The 14598-nt window shown below is 68.5% G+C and carries 15 protein-coding genes; all 15 read left to right on the top strand.

Annotated features, from left to right (window positions below; all coding sequences use genetic code 11):
* The 15 genes from ACT54R_RS12135 (at position 1) to greA (ending at position 14565) form a co-directional block, all read left to right on the top strand.
* On the top strand, positions 1-921 hold the full coding sequence (locus tag ACT54R_RS12135; RefSeq protein ID WP_476329164.1) for a UPF0280 family protein: 921 nt from the start codon (positions 1-3) through the stop codon (positions 919-921).
* Positions 914-1498 carry an amino acid synthesis family protein gene (locus ACT54R_RS12130; RefSeq protein ID WP_476326644.1) on the top strand — a complete coding sequence of 195 codons (585 nt, stop codon included), beginning with the start codon at positions 914-916 and terminating at the stop codon, positions 1496-1498. The genes ACT54R_RS12135 and ACT54R_RS12130 overlap by 8 nt, the downstream gene beginning before the upstream one ends.
* Positions 1495-2079: an amino acid synthesis family protein gene (locus ACT54R_RS12125; protein WP_476326642.1), complete on the top strand. Its 585-nt coding sequence runs from the start codon at positions 1495-1497 to the stop codon at positions 2077-2079. Before ACT54R_RS12130 ends, ACT54R_RS12125 begins: the two co-directional genes overlap by 4 nt.
* 51 nt (positions 2080-2130) lie before the next feature.
* Positions 2131-3327: an ABC transporter substrate-binding protein gene (locus tag ACT54R_RS12120; RefSeq protein WP_476326640.1), complete on the top strand. Its 1197-nt coding sequence runs from the start codon at positions 2131-2133 to the stop codon at positions 3325-3327.
* A 163-nt stretch (positions 3328-3490) separates the two neighbouring features.
* On the top strand, positions 3491-5374 hold the full coding sequence (locus ACT54R_RS12115) for an ABC transporter permease (protein ID WP_476326638.1): 1884 nt from the start codon (positions 3491-3493) through the stop codon (positions 5372-5374).
* Positions 5374-6156, top strand: coding sequence for an ABC transporter ATP-binding protein (locus ACT54R_RS12110; protein ID WP_476326636.1), 783 nt, complete (start codon positions 5374-5376; stop codon positions 6154-6156). Before ACT54R_RS12115 ends, ACT54R_RS12110 begins: the two co-directional genes overlap by 1 nt.
* On the top strand, positions 6153-6857 hold the full coding sequence (locus ACT54R_RS12105; RefSeq protein ID WP_476326634.1) for an ABC transporter ATP-binding protein: 705 nt from the start codon (positions 6153-6155) through the stop codon (positions 6855-6857). Before ACT54R_RS12110 ends, ACT54R_RS12105 begins: the two co-directional genes overlap by 4 nt.
* A 117-nt stretch (positions 6858-6974) precedes the next feature.
* Positions 6975-7424, top strand: coding sequence for a MarR family winged helix-turn-helix transcriptional regulator (locus ACT54R_RS12100; protein ID WP_476329162.1), 450 nt, complete (start codon positions 6975-6977; stop codon positions 7422-7424).
* A 313-nt stretch (positions 7425-7737) separates the two neighbouring features.
* On the top strand, positions 7738-8301 hold the full coding sequence (ahpC, locus tag ACT54R_RS12095; protein ID WP_024279157.1) for an alkyl hydroperoxide reductase subunit C: 564 nt from the start codon (positions 7738-7740) through the stop codon (positions 8299-8301).
* Between the two features lie 166 nt (positions 8302-8467).
* Positions 8468-10057 carry an alkyl hydroperoxide reductase subunit F gene (gene ahpF, locus ACT54R_RS12090; RefSeq protein WP_476326632.1) on the top strand — a complete coding sequence of 530 codons (1590 nt, stop codon included), beginning with the start codon at positions 8468-8470 and terminating at the stop codon, positions 10055-10057.
* Between the two features lie 38 nt (positions 10058-10095).
* Complete coding sequence (locus tag ACT54R_RS12085) at positions 10096-11004, top strand: LysR substrate-binding domain-containing protein (protein WP_476326630.1); 909 nt, start codon at positions 10096-10098, stop codon at positions 11002-11004.
* 155 nt (positions 11005-11159) lie between these two features.
* Positions 11160-12737, top strand: coding sequence for a sensor histidine kinase (locus ACT54R_RS12080; RefSeq protein WP_476326628.1), 1578 nt, complete (start codon positions 11160-11162; stop codon positions 12735-12737).
* Positions 12734-13366 carry a response regulator transcription factor gene (locus ACT54R_RS12075; RefSeq protein WP_476326626.1) on the top strand — a complete coding sequence of 211 codons (633 nt, stop codon included), beginning with the start codon at positions 12734-12736 and terminating at the stop codon, positions 13364-13366. Before ACT54R_RS12080 ends, ACT54R_RS12075 begins: the two co-directional genes overlap by 4 nt.
* 108 nt (positions 13367-13474) lie before the next feature.
* Entirely contained in the window at positions 13475-13969 is a 495-nt protein-coding gene (locus tag ACT54R_RS12070; protein WP_476326624.1) for a GlcG/HbpS family heme-binding protein, read from the top strand.
* A 119-nt stretch (positions 13970-14088) separates the two neighbouring features.
* On the top strand, positions 14089-14565 hold the full coding sequence (gene greA, locus ACT54R_RS12065; protein WP_168456995.1) for a transcription elongation factor GreA: 477 nt from the start codon (positions 14089-14091) through the stop codon (positions 14563-14565).
* Positions 14566-14598: the final 33 nt, after the last annotated feature.

The following is a 14598-nucleotide window of genomic DNA, read 5'->3' as shown; positions in this document are numbered from 1 at the left end:
ATGCCGGTGCAGCGGCGCCTGCCGCAGGCGGGGCTGCTGGCGGACGGGCGTCGGCTGCATCTCAATGACGGCCCCATCGATCTCGTGATCGAGGCCGATGGCCCGGCGGATGTGGTGGCCGCCGCCTATCGCGCGGCGACCGAACGCCTCGCGGGCCTTCTCGATACGCTGTGCGGCGAGCTTTCCCTGCTTCGCCGTCCCGCCCATCCCGGGTCCTGCCCCCTTCAGGGCCCGGTGGCGCGGCGCATGTGGGCGGCGGTGTCGCCCCATGCGCGCGCCGGCTTCATCACCCCCATGGCGGCGGTTGCCGGCGCCGTGGCGGAAGAGGTGCTTGCTGCCATGGTGCGGCCGGGCCTCGTCCGCGCCTTCGTCAACAATGGTGGCGACATCGCGCTTTATCTCGCGCCCGGCGCCGAGCTGGTGGCGGGCATCGTGGATCGGCCGGATCGCCCGCGCGTGGTGGGTTCCGCCCGCATCACGGCGGATGGCCCGGTGCGCGGCATCGCCACGTCGGGCTGGCGCGGGCGCAGCTTTTCCCTCGGTATCGCCGATGCCGTGACCGTTCTCGCGCCCAGCGCGGCGGCTGCGGATGCGGCGGCAACCGTCATCGCCAATGCGGTGAACCTGCCCGCCCATCCCGGCATCGTCCGGGTGCCGGCGCGCCAAGTGCTGCCGGACAGCGATCTCGGTCTCTTGAAGGTGACGCGCCACGTGCCCGATCTGACACCCGCTGAGCGGGACGAAGCGCTGGCCGAAGGCCTCGCGGTGGCCGGCGCACTGGTGGCGCGCGGCCTCATCACCGCCGCCGCGCTGCACCTGCAGGGGGCCAGCGTTTCCACCTGTCCGATGGGGGATGCCAGCGTGTCATCCCGTCCGATTACCTTTGCCGCAGAACAAGAAAGAGGCGTCGCCCATGCCTGAGGTCAAGATCCGCAAGCAGGTCCGCATCCTGGAGGAGATCTTTCACGAGGGCGGCCCGGCCGCCGCCATCCCGCGCAAGCGTGGCGCCATCGTGACGGTGATCCAGAACCCGTTCGCCGGGCGCTATGTGGAAGACATCGCCGGCTTCATGGATGATCTGAAGCCCCTCGGTGTCTCCATGGCCAAGGAACTGCTTGCCGCCCTCGGTGGCGACGCCAAGGCCATTGACGGCTACGGCAAGGGTGCCATCGTCGGCGCGGCCGGCGAGATCGAGCACGGGGCGCTTTGGCATGTGCCGGGCGGCTACGCCATGCGCGAGGCGCTGGGCGATGCCAAGGCCATCGTGCCCTCCACCAAGAAGGTGGGCGGGCCGGGGACAAGGCTCGACGTGCCGGTGACCCATGTGAACGCCTCCTATGTGCGCTCCCACTTCGACGCCATGGAAGTGGGCGTGTCCGACGCCCCCAAGGCGGACGAGATCGCCCTCGTGCTGGTCATGACCTGCGGCCCGCGCGTCCATGCCCGCGTCGGCGGCCTCGCGGCGGAAGCCATCAAGGGCGAGGACGGCCTGCGATGAGCGCGAACATCCGCAAGATCGTCACCATCGTGGAGGAGACGCGGACCGAGATGGGTCGCCCCGTTTCCCCGCCCACCCGGCGCGCGGCGGCCATCGCGGTGATCGAGAACCCGTTCGCCGGCCGCTATGTGGAAGACCTTGCCGACCTCATCGCCATGGGCGACGAGCTGGGCGGGATTCTCGCGAAGAAGGCTGTGGAGGCCCTCGGCATCGAGGGGCCCTCCGCCGAGAGCTACGGCAAGGCGGCGCTGGTGGGCGAGAACGGCGAGCTGGAGCACGCCGCTGCCCTTCTGCACCCCAAGATGGGCGCGCCGGTGCGCGCCGTGCTGGGCAAGGGCGCGGCGCTCATCCCATCGTCCAAGCGGCGGGGCGGCCTCGGGGCGGAGCTGGACATCCCGCTCGGCCACAAGGATGCGGCCTTCGTGCGCAGCCATTTCGACGGCATGATCGTGAGCGTGTCGGATGCCCCGCGGGCAAACGAGATCGTGGTCGCCGTGGCGGTGACGGATTCCGGCCGGCCGCTGCCGCGCGTCGGCGGGCTGAAGAAGGACGAGATCAAGGGCGAGGACGGGCTGAGATAGGCCCGCCCCGCGCGCGGACGGTTCAACTGAAATCATAAAAGGGGAATGGACATGAAGAAGCTGGTCGCGGCATCCCTCGCCGCTCTCCTCCTCGCCGCAGGCGGGGCGCGGGCGCAGCAGGGCGAGATCAAGGTAGGCGAGATCAATTCCTATTCGTCGCTGCCCGCCTTCCTCGATCCCTATCGCAAGGGGATGGACCTGGCGCTGAAGGAAGTGAACGACGCGGGCGGCATCAAGGGCAAGAAGCTCGTCATCATCTCCAAGGACGACGGCGGCAAGCCGGCCGACGCGCTCACCGCCGCCAACGAGCTGGTCTCGCGCGACGGCGTGGTGATGATCGCCGGCGGCTTCCTCTCCAATGTCGGCCTCGCCCTCGCCGACTTCGCCAAGCAGAAGCAGGTGATGTACCTTGCCGCCGAGCCTCTTACCGATGCGCTCGTCTGGTCGAAGGGCAACGAATACACCTTCCGCCTGCGCACCTCGAACTACATGCAGGCCGCCATGCTGGCGGAAGAGGCGGCGAAGCTCCCGGCCAAGCGCTGGGCGACCATCGCCCCCAACTATGAGTTCGGCCAGTCCTTCGTCGCGGTGTTCAAGGACCTCCTGAAGAAGCGCAAGCCGGACGTGGAGTTCGTCGCCGAGCAGTGGCCGCCGCTGGGCAAGATCGACGCCGGCCCGGTGCTCCAGGCCATCGACGCCGCCAATCCCGACGCCATCCTCAACGCCACCTTCGCCGGCGACCTCGTGAAGCTGGTTCGCGAGGGCAACACCCGCGGCATCTTCAAGAACCGCGCGGTGGTGAGCTATCTCACCGGCGAGCCGGAATATCTCGACCCGCTGAAGACCGAGACCCCCGAGGGCTGGATCGTCACCGGCTATCCCTGGTACGGCATCAAGACCGCCGAGCACCAAGCGTTCCTCGACGCCTACCAGCAGCTCCACAAGGACTATCCGCGCCTCGGCTCCATCGTCGGCTACTCGACCGTGAAGTCCATCGCGGCGGTGCTGAAGGCGACGGACGACTATTCCACGGCCGGCCTCGTGAAGGCGATGGCGAACCTCAAGGTCTCCACCCCCTTCGGCGATGTGGTCTATCGCGCGTCCGACCACCAGTCGACCATGGGCGCCTATATCGGCACCACCTCGCAGAAGGACGGGCAGGGCATCATGGTGAACTTCCAGTTCCGCCCCGGTGCCGACTACCTGCCGCCCGAGGCTGAAGCCGCGAAGCTGCGTCCGGCGAACTGAGGGATTTCGCAGCTCGTCACGGTGCGGACCCTCTCCCCTCGCGGGAGAGGGGAGGCAAGAACGGCGCGGGCGGTTCTTTCGCCCCCGCATCCGGTCCCTGCCCTCGACGGCGGGTGGCCCAAAAAGACCAAAACTTCCAGCAGGTGAACGAGAGGCTGAAGCCGTGGAATTCCTTCTGGTCCAAGCCCTGAGTGGGCTCGCCAGCGCCGCGTCGCTGTTTCTGGTGGCGTCGGGACTGTCGATCATCTTCGGCGTCACGCGCATCGTGAACTTCGCCCATGGCGCCTTCTATATGCTGGGCGCCTATGTGGCCTACACGCTGACGACGCGCTTTGCCGGGCCGCTCGGCTTCTGGGGCGCCATCGTCGCGGCGGCGATCATCGTCGCCTTGCTCGGCGCGCTGATGGAGATGGTGCTGCTGCGGCGCATCTATCAGGCGCCCGAACTCTTCCAGCTGCTCGCCACCTTCGGCGTGACGCTGATGGTGCAGGACCTCGTGGTGGTGATCTGGGGGCCGGAAGACCTGCTTGGCCCGCGCGCGCCCGGCTTCACCGGCGCCATCAGCCTGTTCGGCCGCATGGTGCCGACCTACGACCTGTTCATGATGACCCTCGGCCCGGTGGTGCTCGGCATCCTGTGGCTCTTGTTCCACAAGACCCGCTGGGGTGTGCTGGTGCGCGCGGCGACGCAGGACCGCGAGATGGTCGCGGCGCTGGGCGTGAACCAGAAATGGCTGTTCACCGGCGTGTTCGCCCTCGGCGTCTTCCTCGCCGCGCTGGGCGGCGCCCTGCAGATCCCGCGCACCACCGTGACCCATGCCATGGACCTCTCCATCATCGTGGAGGTGTTCGTGGTGGTGGTCATCGGCGGGCTGGGCTCGGTGTTCGGCGCCTTCGTGGCGGCCATCATCGTCGCGGAGCTGAACGCCTTCGGCATTCTCATCCTGCCGCAGATCTCGCTCATCACTGTCTTCCTCGTGATGGCGGTGGTGCTGGTGGTGCGGCCTTGGGGCCTGTTCGGCAAGCCGGAGAGCGCGCCCCGTGCCGCCGCCGGCCTCACCATCCGGCCCTGGCGGCCGTTCACGCAGGCTGAGCGTGTCGCGGTGGCGGTGGCTGTGCTGGCCGCGGCGACGCTGCCGTTCCTCCTCGGCAATTATGCCCTCACGGTCGGGGCGGAAATCCTCATCTACGTGTTGTTCGCGGCCAGCCTGCATTTCATGATGACGGTGGGCGGCCTCGCCTCCTTCGGCCATGCCGCCTATTTCGGGCTCGGCGCCTACGGCGCCGCCTTCCTCGTCAAGTACATGGGCGCGCCCATGGAGGCGGCGCTCATCGTTGGCCCGCTGTTGGGGCTTGCCGGGGCGGTGGTGTTCGGCTGGTTCTGCGTGCGGCTGTCGGGCGTCTATTTCGCCATGCTGACGCTGGCCTTTGCGCAGATCGCCTGGTCCATCGCCTTCCAGTGGGTGGACGTGACCGGCGGCGACAACGGCCTGCTCGGCATTTGGCCTGCGACGTGGGCGTCGCGTCCCGCCGGCTTCTTCTGGCTCGCGCTGGGCATCGCGGTGGTGGGCGTCGGGCTGCTCAGGATGCTGGTGTTCTCGCCGTTCGGCTATGGGCTCCGGGCGGTGCGCGACAGCGCGCTGCGTTCCGAGGCCATCGGCCTCAACCGGCAGCGGATGCAATGGGCGGCCTTCATCGTCGCCGGCACCTTCGCGGGGCTGGCGGGCGCCATGTTCGCCTTCCTCAAGGGCTCGGTGTTCCCCGACTACATGGCCATTCCCACCTCGGTGGACGGCCTGGTGATGGTGCTGCTCGGCGGTGTCGAGACGGTCTCCGGCGCGGTGGTGGGCGCGGTGCTCTACAAGGCGCTGGCCATCTGGCTGATGAGCCAGACCGACCTTTCCAAGCTGGTGCTGGGCGGCGTCATCGTCGTCATCGTGCTCGCGTTCCCCAAGGGGGTCGTGGGCTTCATCGAGGACCTGCGCCATCGCTGGCCCCGCAAGGGCAACGGCGCAACCGTGGGCGCCACCAAGGCGGAGGCCGCGTGATGAGCCCGCTGCTCGAAGTCAAAGACCTGATGAAGTCCTACGGCGGCGTCCATGCCGTGCGGGGCGTGTCCTTCACGGTGGAGGCGGGGCAGATGCTCGCCCTCATCGGCCCCAACGGGGCGGGCAAGAGCACCTGCTTCAACATGCTGAACGGGCAGATTCCGCCCGATGCCGGCACGGTGCGCATCGAGGGGAAGGACATTAAGGGCCTGCCGCCGCGCGCCGTGTGGCGGCTCGGCGTCGGCCGCACGTTCCAGATCACCGCCACCTTCGCCTCCATGACGGTACGCGAGAACGTGCAGGTGGCGCTCCTCTCCTTCCACGGGCTGATCTCCCGCGTGTTCGGCTTCGCCGGCGCGGCCTGCCGGGGGGAGGCGGATGCGCTGCTCGCCCTCGTCGGTCTCACCACCCAGGCGGAGCGGCCGTGTGGTGAACTCGCCTATGGCGACCTCAAGCGGTTGGAGTTGGCGGTGGCGCTGGCCAATGAGCCGCGCCTTCTCCTCATGGACGAGCCCACCGCCGGCATGGCGCCCCGCGAGCGGGTGGAGCTGATGCGCCTCACCGCCGAGATCGCCCGCGCCAAGGGCATCGGCGTGCTCTTCACCGAGCACGACATGGACGTGGTGTTCGAGCATGCGGACGAGGTGATGGTGCTCAACCGCGGCCAGCTCATCGCCCGCGGCACGCCGGCCGAGGTGCGGCGCGACCCGCAGGTGCGCGCCATCTATCTCGGCGAAGGGCTGCTCTACGACGCACGGCACCGCGAGGGGACTGCGGCATGAAACTTCAGGTCTCGAACCTCAACAGCCATTATGGCCCCGCCCACATCCTCTACGACGTGGGTCTCGAGATCGGTGCCGGCGAGGTGGTGGCGCTGCTCGGTCGCAACGGGGCGGGCAAGAGCACGACCTTCCGCTCCATCGTCGGCCTCGTGCCCCAGCGCGAGGGCACGGTGATGTTCGACGGCGCCGACGTCTCGCGCCTGCCCACCTACGAAATCGTGCGGCGCGGCCTCGGCTATGTGCCGGAGGACCGGCGCATCTTCAGCCATCTCACGGTGGAGGAGAATTTCGAGGTGGGCCGTCAGCCGCCGCGCCCGGGCGTCGCCACCTGGACGCCGGACATGCTCTACAAGCTGTTCCCGAACCTCGGCGAAATGCGCAAGCGCCCCGGCGGGCAGATGAGCGGCGGCGAGCAGCAGATGCTCACCATCGGCCGCACCCTGATGGGCAATCCCTCCCTCGTGCTGCTGGACGAGCCCTCCGAAGGCCTCGCACCCAAGATCGTGGAGCAGATGGCGGACGCCATCCTCGCCATGAAGGGGGAGGGGCTCTCGGTGGTGATCTCCGAGCAGAATTTGCATTTCGCCAAGCTGATCTCGGATCGCGCCTACATCATCGAGAAGGGGCGCATCCGTTTCTCCGGCACCATCGCGGATCTGGAAGCCAATCCGGAAATCCGCGACGCCTATCTGGCGGTCTGAGCCATGGCGTCGGAGCCCAAGGCCCTGCGGACGCCCCGCGCGCCCCGGAAGACGGCAACGCCCGAGGCGGCCACCGCCGCGGCGGAGAAGGCTGCGCCGCCCAAAGCCACCCCTCCCATGCAGGTGCGCCGCCCGGTGCGCCGCGCGCGGGCGAACACGCCCTATGTGCTGGACGAGCAGGTGGGCTTCATCCTGCGCCAGGTGGGCCAGCGCCATGCCGCCATCTTCGCCGCGCGCATCGGCGACGACCTGACCATGACGCAATGGGCGGCCCTGTCGAAGCTCGCCGAGACCGGCCCCTGCTCGCAGAATCTTCTCGGGCGACTGACCGCCATGGATGCCGCCACCATCAAGGGCGTCGTGGACCGCCTCGTGCGCCGCGGCTTGGTGGAGACACGACCGGACACCGAGGATGGCCGCTTGCTGGTGGTCGTGCTCACCTCCGCCGGTGAAGAGGCGGTGGCGCGCGCCAGCGTGAACGCCTTCGCCATCACCGAGGAAACGCTCGCGCCGCTGGATGCCGCCGAGCGAGCGATGCTGCTGAAGCTGCTGGACCGGCTGCGCTAGCCCCGCCTCGATCTTCCCGAAAGATAGGGATTCGACCCGCGCGCCGCTGGGACGCTCGGAGGGCTGCGTGCGACCTTCCCAATGGTAAAATGCGCGCTTCTGTCGCAGCGCATCAACGTCAGCCGAGCCATTGGCCGAACCCACGCCAACCTCTTGTTTCGCGCGCGAAATCAGGCGCGCGGCCGACGAATTGATAGAGTGAAACTATCGATATCGCAGAACTTATCTATTTCACTTATGGCATCGAGCCCCATATGTTGCACTGCGATGGCTCCGGCCCGTCGCAGCGCAAACACCCCATCGAGGAATTGCCATGTCGCTCGTCAATACTAAGATCAAGCCTTTCACGACGCAGGCTTTCAAGGACGGCAAGTTCATCCAGGTTTCGGACACCGATCTCGCCGGCAAGTGGGCCGTCTTCTTCTTCTATCCGGCCGACTTCACCTTCGTCTGCCCGACCGAGCTAGGCGATCTGGCCGATCACTATGGCGAGTTCCAGAAGCTCGGCGTCGAGATCTACTCGGTCTCCACCGACACCCACTTCACCCACAAGGCCTGGCACGATTCCTCCGAGACCATCGGCAAGGTGAAGTACACCATGCTCGGCGACCCGGCGGGCGTCATCACCAACAACTTCGGCGTGATGCGCGAAGGCCAGGGCCTCGCCGACCGCGGCACCTTCGTGGTGGACCCGAACGGCGTCATCCAGGCCGTGGAAGTCACCGCCGAGGGCATCGGCCGTGACGCCGCCGACCTGTTGCGGAAGATCAAGGCTGCCCAGTACGTCGCCTCCCATCCTGGCGAGGTCTGCCCTGCCAAGTGGCAGGAAGGCGAGAAGACGCTGGCGCCCTCCCTCGATCTCGTCGGCAAGATCTGAGGTTTTCAACCCCGATCCGGCCTTGAGGCTTTTGCCTTGAGGCCCCACCGGCTCCCGAAAGGGAGGCGCCCCGACCGTCCGCCGCAGCCTTTGGCCAGCGGCGGACGTGGCCCTTTTTACCCCGCCGGCTCATGGATCCGGCGCGTTTTTCTGCCGGAGGATTGCGATGCTCGATGCTGCCATGAAGACTCAGCTCAAGGCTTATCTGGAGCGCGTGGTCCGTCCCGTCGAAATCACCGCCGCGGTGGATGGCGGGCCGAAGTCGCAGGAAATGAGCGCGCTTCTGGCCGACATCGCCGAACTCTCCGACAAGATCACCGTGCGGGAGCACCAGGAGCCGGGCGCGCGCGTCCCGTCCTTCTCCTTGTCGAGCCCCGACCAGGACATTTCCCTCACCTTCGCCGGCCTGCCCATGGGCCACGAATTCACCTCCCTGGTGCTGGCGCTGCTGCAGGTGGGCGGCTATCCGCCCAAGGTGGAGGAGGCGGTAATCGAGCAGGTGAAGGCGCTCGACGGCGACTTCGTGTTCGAGACCTATTTCTCCCAGTCCTGCCAGAACTGCCCGGACGTGGTGCAGGCCCTGAACCTCATGGCCGTGCTGAACCCGCGGGTGAAGCATGTGGCCATCGACGGCGCCCTGTTCCAGGCGGAAGTGGACGCGCGGCAGGTGATGAGCGTGCCCACCGTCTATCTCAACGGCGAGGTCTTCGGACAGGGCCGCATGGGCATCGAGGAGATCGTCGCCAAGCTCGACACCGGCGCGGCCGCCCGCGATGCCAAGCGCATGGGCGAGATGAACCGCTTCGACGTGCTGGTGGTGGGCGGTGGCCCGGCCGGCGCTACGGCCGCCATCTATGCCGCCCGCAAGGGCATCCGCACCGGCGTCGCCGCCGAGCGCTTCGGCGGGCAGGTGCTGGACACCATGGCCATCGAGAACTTCATCTCCGTTCCCTACACCGAGGGGCCGAAGCTCGCCGCCGCGCTGGAGCAGCACGTGCGTGAGTATGAGGTGGAGATCCTGAACCTCCAGCGCGCCGTCAAGCTCGTTCCCGGCAAGGACGTGGTGGAGGTGGAATTCGCCAATGGCGCCAGCCTGCGCTCGCGCACCGTGATCCTCGCCACCGGCGCCCGCTGGCGGCAGATGAACGTGCCCGGCGAGGACGCCTATCGCAACAAGGGCGTGGCCTACTGCCCCCATTGCGACGGCCCGCTGTTCAAGGGCAAGCGCGTGGCGGTCATCGGCGGCGGCAATTCCGGCGTGGAAGCGGCCATCGACCTCGCCGGCATCGTGGCCCACGTCACGCTGATCGAGTTCGACAGCGCGCTGCGCGCCGACGAGGTCCTCCAGCGCAAGCTGAAGAGCCTCAACAATGTCACCATCCTGACCTCCGCCCGCACCACCGAAGTGCTCGGCGACGGGCAGAAGGTGGCGGGCCTCACCTACGAGAACCGCAACACCGGCGACATCCAAAAGGTGGAGCTGGAAGGCATCTTCGTGCAGATCGGCCTCCTGCCCAACACCGAATGGCTGAAGGGCGTGGTGGACCTCTCCCCGCGCGGCGAGATCGTCGTGGACGCCCACGGCCAGACCTCGGTGCCCGGCGTGTTCGCGGCCGGCGACTGCACGACCGTGCCCTACAAGCAGATCGTGATCGCGCTGGGCGAGGGAGCGAAGGCTTCGCTCTCCGCCTTCGATCACCTGATCCGCACCAGCGCCCCCGCCGAGGACAAGGAGGCGGCCGTGAAGGCCGCCTGATTGGGCCGTCTGACCGGACCGGCGGCGGGGCGGGCATCATGACCCTGCGCGAGCTGCAATATCTCCTCGCCCTCGCCGACACCCGCAGCTTCCGCCGGGCGGCGGAGCTGTGCGGCGTCAGCCAGCCCACGCTCTCCACCCAGATCCGCAAGCTGGAGGAGGAGCTGGGCGTGGCGCTGATCGAGCGCACGCCGCGCAAGGCCATGCTCACCCCCGCCGGCCGCGACGCTGTGGAGCGGGCGCGGCGCATCCTCACCGAGGTGGACCAGCTGAAGGAGGCGGCGCGCCGCAGCCGCTTCGCCGAGGGCGGCGCGCTGAAGCTGGGCGTTTTCCCCACGCTCGGACCCTACCTCCTGCCCCATGTGGTGCCGCTCATCCGCCAGCGGTTTCCGGAGCTGGAGCTGCTGCTCTTCGAGGAGAAGAGCGCCAACCTCATCCAGCGGCTGAACCTCGGCACGCTCGATGCCGCCTTCCTCGCGCTGCCGGTGCATGACAGCCATTTTCACAGCGAGTTCCTGTTCGAGGAACCGTTCCTGCTTGCCGTGCCCGGGACGCACAGCCTCGCCCGGCGCGACACTTTGGGAGTGGCGGAGCTGGCGGGGCAGAACCTGATGCTGCTGGAGGAAGGCCACTGCCTGCGCGATCAGGCGCTGGATGTGTGCCACCAGTCCGGCGCGCGGGAGAAGTCCGAGTTCCGCGCCACCAGCCTCGAGACGCTGCGCCAGATGGTGGCGGCGGGCGTCGGCATCACGCTCCTGCCCATGCTGGCGACGCGCAACCCGGTGCCGCCGGCACAGAACATCCACCTCCTGGCCTTCTCGGATTCCCGCCCCAGCCGGCAGATCGCGCTGCTCTGGCGCAAGACTTCGGCGCTGGGACAACTGCTGCATCAGGTGGCCGACATCTGCCGCGGCCTGCCGGACGACCTGCTGACCCTGCGCCACTGAGCGGACCCCGGCCGCGGCCGTTGCGGCAACCCTCGCCGGTTGCGTTGAAATTTCCGCGCGCACAGCTTTCCTCGATTTTCGCGCCCCTCGACCGGTGCTAAAACGTTCAAGTTCGAGCCGGCAAATCAGCCCCCGGGGGGAGGGAGACCGAAGCAGTGATCCGGCGTACCTTTGCCCTCAGGTCCGTCGCTGCCCTTCTCGTGGTCTGGGTCGGTCTCGTCGCGGTTTTCGCGATGCTGATGATCCGGAGCAACCTTTCGCGCGCCGATGCGGAAGTGGAAGCCGAGGGCGTCGCCCTGCACCGGCTCCTCTCGCAACGCGTCGCACAGCACGACGCCCACCTCACCAGCCTCGCCGCGCTCGTGCAGGCGACCGATCCGCCGCCGGCGGAAACGATCCGGCAGGTCGCCACGGGCATCATGCGCTATTACAAGCGCATCCTCTCCATCCGGGTTCTGGAGATGACGGACGAGCAGGCCATCGAGACGGTGGTTGCCGTGCCGGTCGAGAGCGAGGGCATGCCAATGCCCGCCTTCGCGCACCTGGCGTTCGGCCAGAGGGCGGGCGAGGCGCGCTATTATGTCGATCCCGCCCATCCCGAGCATTATTTTCTCGGCAAGCGCGCCGGCAACAGCCGGCGCCTCGCCATCATCCTGGAGATCGACCCCAACGGACTGCTGACGCCGGATGAGCGGCTCTCCAGCGATCACATCAGCATGGGCCTCGGGCCTTATGCGCTGACCGGCCAGCCGGCTGTTGCCGATCCCGGCGCCTTCGCCACGCTCGCCTTCGCCCGCCCCGCCGACAGCACCACCCAGCCGGTGAATCTCGGCATCGAGCGATCGATCTCCTTCTACAAGGCCGTCGCCCCCGGGCCCGTCGCGGCCTTCGCGCTGGTCTCGCTGCTCGCCCTATTCGCCGGACGCTACACGCTGATCCAGCGGCACGAGGCGCGCCATTCCCAGCAGCTCGCCGCGCTGGCGGAGGAGCGCAGCCGCCTTCTGGAGCGCGAAACCCAGCTCGCCCATGCCGCGCGGGTCAATTCGCTGGGCGAACTCGCCTCCGGCATCGCCCACGAACTCACCCAGCCGCTGACCGCCCTTCTGAGCCAGAGCCAGGCGGCGCTGCGCCTGTCCGGTCCCGACGGCGATCCCGCGCGGCTCTCCGAAGCGCTCGACGCCAACGTGCGGGAGGCGCGCCGGGCGGGCGAGATCCTGCGTCGGATGCGCGACTACATCGCCCGCCGTGCCAGCGAGCGCACGCCCGTGGACATCAGCAACGTGGTGGAAGACGCGGCGACCCTTGCCCGCGCCGACCTCTCCCGCCGCGGCATCACGCTGGAGCTGGACCTGGAGCGGCCCATGCCCCGTGCGAACGCGGATCCGGTGGAGCTGGAGCAGGTGCTGCACAACCTCATCCGCAATGCCGCCGACAGCCTCGAGGAGCGCGATGGATCAGACAAGCGCATCCTGATCCGCACCTTCGACGCCGGCGAGACGGTGGCGATCCGCGTCAGCGACACCGGCAAGGGCATTTCGGCGGATGTGATGCCGCGCCTGTTCGAGCCCTTCTTCACCACCAAGAGCGAGGGCATGGGGCTTGGCCTCTCCCTTTGCGCGACGCTGGTGGAGCGGGCGGGCGGCGCCATCGAGGCCGAGGCCCGGCCGGGGGAGGGGGCTTCCTTCCTCATCAGCCTCCCGGCCCTTCCGGAACGCCGGCTGGCGGCGCAGTGAGCGCGCCCCGCATCTATCTCGTCGATGACGATGCGGCCGTGCGGCAGGCGCTGGCGCTGCTGCTCTCCACCTACGGCATGACGGTGGAGGCCTTTGCCGATCCCGAGACGTTCCTCGCCCATGTGGATCCGGAGCGCCCCGGCTGCCTGCTGCTCGACCTCAGGATGCCCATGATCTCCGGCATCCAGCTCAAGGAGAAGCTCGCCGCCCGCGGCATCGACTGGCCGGCGGTGATGATTACCGGCCACGGCGACGTCAACGCATGCCGCCGGGCGTTCCGTGCCGGCGTGGTGGACTTCCTCACCAAGCCGGTGGACGAACAGGTGCTGCTCGATGCCCTCGGCACCGCCGCCCGCGCCCTCGACGCGCTCATGGAACGGCGCGAGGCGGCCTCCCTCCTCGCCAGCCTCACCGAGCGCGAGCGGGAGGTGCTGGACATGGTGTGCCGTGGCTGGGCGAGCAAGGAAATCGCCGCCGCGCTCAGCGTTTCGCCGCGCACCATCGACGCCCACCGGGCGAACATCGCGGAAAAGCTCGGCACGTCCTCCGTGGCGGATTTCGTGCGCATGACGCTCAACGCAACGCTCAACGCCCGCGTGCTCGGTAGTTCTACCGATCCCGCCCGGTGAGGCGACGGATTCAAGGCGGCTCCAACCCTGGCCTAGACAGGCTCTGCGCCATCGCCCGGCGCAGAAGAATCCGGCCGAATGGCCGAGACCCCAGGGAAAGGGCCAAGAATGAACCGCCTCCTCCTCGCCGCCGCTGCCTCCGTCACGTCCGTCACGCTCGCCGGCCCCGTCGCGGCGCAGGCGCTGCAGGAGCGGAACATGCCGCTGGCCATCGCCCTCGACATCGCCCGCGAGGGTGTCGCGGCCTGCGCGGCGCAGGGCTACAACGTGTCGGTGGCGGTGGTGGACCGCGCCGGCGTCCTGAGGGCCTTCGCCCGTGCCGACAATGCCGGCCCGCACACGGTCGAGGCGGCGCGCCGCAAGGCCTTCACCTCCGCCTCCACCCGCACCCCGACCACGGTGATCGTCGAGAACGTGCAGAAAAACCCCGCCTCTGCGCAGCTCGTGGCCATCGACGGTTTCCTGGTGCTGGGTGGAGGCGTGCCGGTGAAGGTGGGCAACGAGACCATCGGTGCGGTGGGCATCGGCGGCGCTCCGGGCGGCAACCTCGACGAGGCCTGCGCGCTTGCTGCCATCGCCAAGGTCGAATCCCAGCTCAAGTGAGCGGAGCCTCCCGTCGCCGCGCGGCGGGAGCCGGTTGAAAGCCTGATCCCGGATGCTTAGGTCAATGATCCTCCTGCCTCAGGGGGATGATGCCTCAAGCTCCGGGATTTGCGTTTTAAATGTCCGTTGCCTTCACGCGTGAGAACGACCTCGAAGCCACCGCCGCCGACCTGCCGGACCGGCCCATCTCGCCGCATCCGAACCTCGTGACGGCGAGCGGCCTTGCGGCGCTCGATGCGGCGCTGGCCGAGGCGCGCGCCGCTTACGGCGAGGCGCAGATGGGCGACGTGCAGGCCGACCGCATGGCCATGGCCCGCGCCACCCGCGACCTGCGCTATTACGGCGCCCGCCGGGCCACCGCCCAGCTCATCGAGACCCCGCCCCATCCCGAGACCGTCCAGTTCGGCACCACGGTGACCCTCGACCGCGAGGACGGTCGCCGCCAGACCTTCCGCATCGTCGGCGAGGACGAGGCCGATCCCGCCAAGGGCTCGGTGTCCTATGTCTCGCCCCTGGCTGCCGCCGTGATGGGCAAGGCGGTGGGGGATGTGGCCATGGTGGCGGGCCGTGAGGTGGAAGTCGTCGCCATCGCCTGAGGCTCCCGCAACGCTCCGGCTCGCCAGCCGGGA

The organism is Xanthobacter sp. DMC47 (assembly GCF_056313845.1).
The sequence above is the reverse complement of the archived record's forward strand: the minus strand, read 5'-3'. Positions and strand labels throughout refer to the sequence as shown.

Excerpts from the sequence above, each read along its gene's own strand:
- ACT54R_RS12135 (WP_476329164.1), top strand. The coding sequence starts at position 1 with ATGCCGGTGCAGCGGCGCCTGCCGCAGGCGGGGCTGCTGGCGGACGGG.
- ACT54R_RS12130 (WP_476326644.1), top strand. The coding sequence starts at position 914 with ATGCCTGAGGTCAAGATCCGCAAGCAGGTCCGCATCCTGGAGGAGATC.
- ACT54R_RS12125 (WP_476326642.1), top strand. The coding sequence starts at position 1,495 with ATGAGCGCGAACATCCGCAAGATCGTCACCATCGTGGAGGAGACGCGG.
- ACT54R_RS12120 (WP_476326640.1), top strand. The coding sequence starts at position 2,131 with ATGAAGAAGCTGGTCGCGGCATCCCTCGCCGCTCTCCTCCTCGCCGCA.
- ACT54R_RS12110 (WP_476326636.1), top strand. The coding sequence starts at position 5,374 with ATGAGCCCGCTGCTCGAAGTCAAAGACCTGATGAAGTCCTACGGCGGC.
- ACT54R_RS12105 (WP_476326634.1), top strand. The coding sequence starts at position 6,153 with ATGAAACTTCAGGTCTCGAACCTCAACAGCCATTATGGCCCCGCCCAC.
- ACT54R_RS12100 (WP_476329162.1), top strand. The coding sequence starts at position 6,975 with ATGCAGGTGCGCCGCCCGGTGCGCCGCGCGCGGGCGAACACGCCCTAT.
- ahpC (WP_024279157.1), top strand. The coding sequence starts at position 7,738 with ATGTCGCTCGTCAATACTAAGATCAAGCCTTTCACGACGCAGGCTTTC.
- ahpF (WP_476326632.1), top strand. The coding sequence starts at position 8,468 with ATGCTCGATGCTGCCATGAAGACTCAGCTCAAGGCTTATCTGGAGCGC.
- ACT54R_RS12085 (WP_476326630.1), top strand. The coding sequence starts at position 10,096 with ATGACCCTGCGCGAGCTGCAATATCTCCTCGCCCTCGCCGACACCCGC.
- ACT54R_RS12070 (WP_476326624.1), top strand. The coding sequence starts at position 13,475 with ATGAACCGCCTCCTCCTCGCCGCCGCTGCCTCCGTCACGTCCGTCACG.
- greA (WP_168456995.1), top strand. The coding sequence starts at position 14,089 with ATGTCCGTTGCCTTCACGCGTGAGAACGACCTCGAAGCCACCGCCGCC.